The sequence below is a fragment of the Leisingera sp. F5 genome (assembly GCF_001593695.1).
In genome coordinates this window covers 1-1,126 of record NZ_LUKH01001305.1, presented here as the reverse complement: position 1 = coordinate 1,126, position 1,126 = coordinate 1, and the positions used below count along the sequence as shown (strand labels likewise).

1 protein-coding gene and 1 pseudogene are annotated in these 1,126 nt (G+C 55.4%); both read right to left on the bottom strand.

The features are described 5' to 3' along the window. Positions 1 to 9: 9 nt before the first annotated feature. The gene (locus tag A2I95_RS40990) at positions 10 to 843 is read right to left on the bottom strand and encodes an FAD-binding oxidoreductase (RefSeq protein WP_291738025.1); all 834 of its coding nucleotides are present in this window, start codon (positions 841 to 843) and stop codon (positions 10 to 12) included. Next, positions 840 to 1,126: pseudogene (locus A2I95_RS40985) on the bottom strand (hypothetical protein); the annotation flags it as partial. The pseudogene A2I95_RS40985 and the gene A2I95_RS40990, both read right to left, overlap by 4 nt.

Sequence of the window (1,126 nt, the reverse complement as noted above, 5' to 3'; positions counted from 1 at the left end):
GTGAAATGCTCAGGTTTGTTGGGCACCGCCGAGCGTCAGCTCCATCGACGATGCAATGCCCTCGACGCTAGTGTCGAGGTCGGCAGTACCTCCATAGCTTTCCATGTGGATGCGGTTGGTTGGCACGTCCAGCGACATCAGCGCCGTTTTCACGGCTTTATTCATGCCGCCTGGGCCGCAGACATAATACTGAGCGTCCTGTGCGTAAGGCGGGTTTTCCGTGATCAGAGCTTCGATAGCGTCCTTGCCTACAATGCCCTTACGCCAGTACCCGGCGCTGGTCCACCAACTCGGCTTTGAGAAGACATGATGTATGGACATCCTTTCCGGGTGGGCTGTCCAGATACCATTCAATTCATCGTCAAGCAGGATGCTCATTTCGTTGTTGTTGCCATACGCCAGATGCGCGGCCGAGTTGGGTTCCGCAGCCATGACCGAGCTGAGCATTGCGTAGAGGGGAGTGATGCCTGAACCTGCACCAAAGAAATAGTGCGTCCGGCGCGCGCCCTGCGCAGGGTCAAGGCAAAACCCGCCGAACGGGGGCATGACATCGATCACGCCCCCCTTTTTCACATTTTCATTGATGTGGTTACTGACGATGCCTCCTTTGACGCGCTTTACGGTGATCCGCAGCGGATCGCCTGTGAAGGGAGAAGACGAGATAGAGTAGCTGCGGCGCTGTTCTTCACCTTCAACAACAAAGCGAAACGAAAGGTGCTGACCTGGTCGCCACGCGAAGGTTTCCCGCAAGATTTCTGGCACGTCGAACATTACCGTCTTGGCCAAGCCGCCGATTTCTTCGCGGGTGTCTAGAACTGTAAGGGGATGGAAGTGACGGGTCATGCTTTCTCTCCCAACCATTTCAGGACCACTTTTTGATGGTCAATGACAGGGCTTTCCCCAACCGCGGCCGGGCCGGTTTCGAAATAAGGCGACTTCAGCGATTTCTGCTGTTGTTCGCAGGCGTAAATGTCCTCTCTGGTAAAGTCGCCAGCGACCATCGGATCGTCCTCACCCACGGCGTCATGAGCCTCGTATTTGCCGCTCAAGCCGAACTTGGTCCAGAAGTTCGACGACTTCATGGATTGCTTAGCAAACTCCCATCCAGAACTATTGAACACACGCC

What these genes read in the sequence shown, in the direction of transcription:
- A2I95_RS40990 (WP_291738025.1), bottom strand. Translation starts at nt 843, where the DNA reads ATGACCCGTCACTTCCATCCCCTTACAGTTCTAGACACCCGCGAAGAA.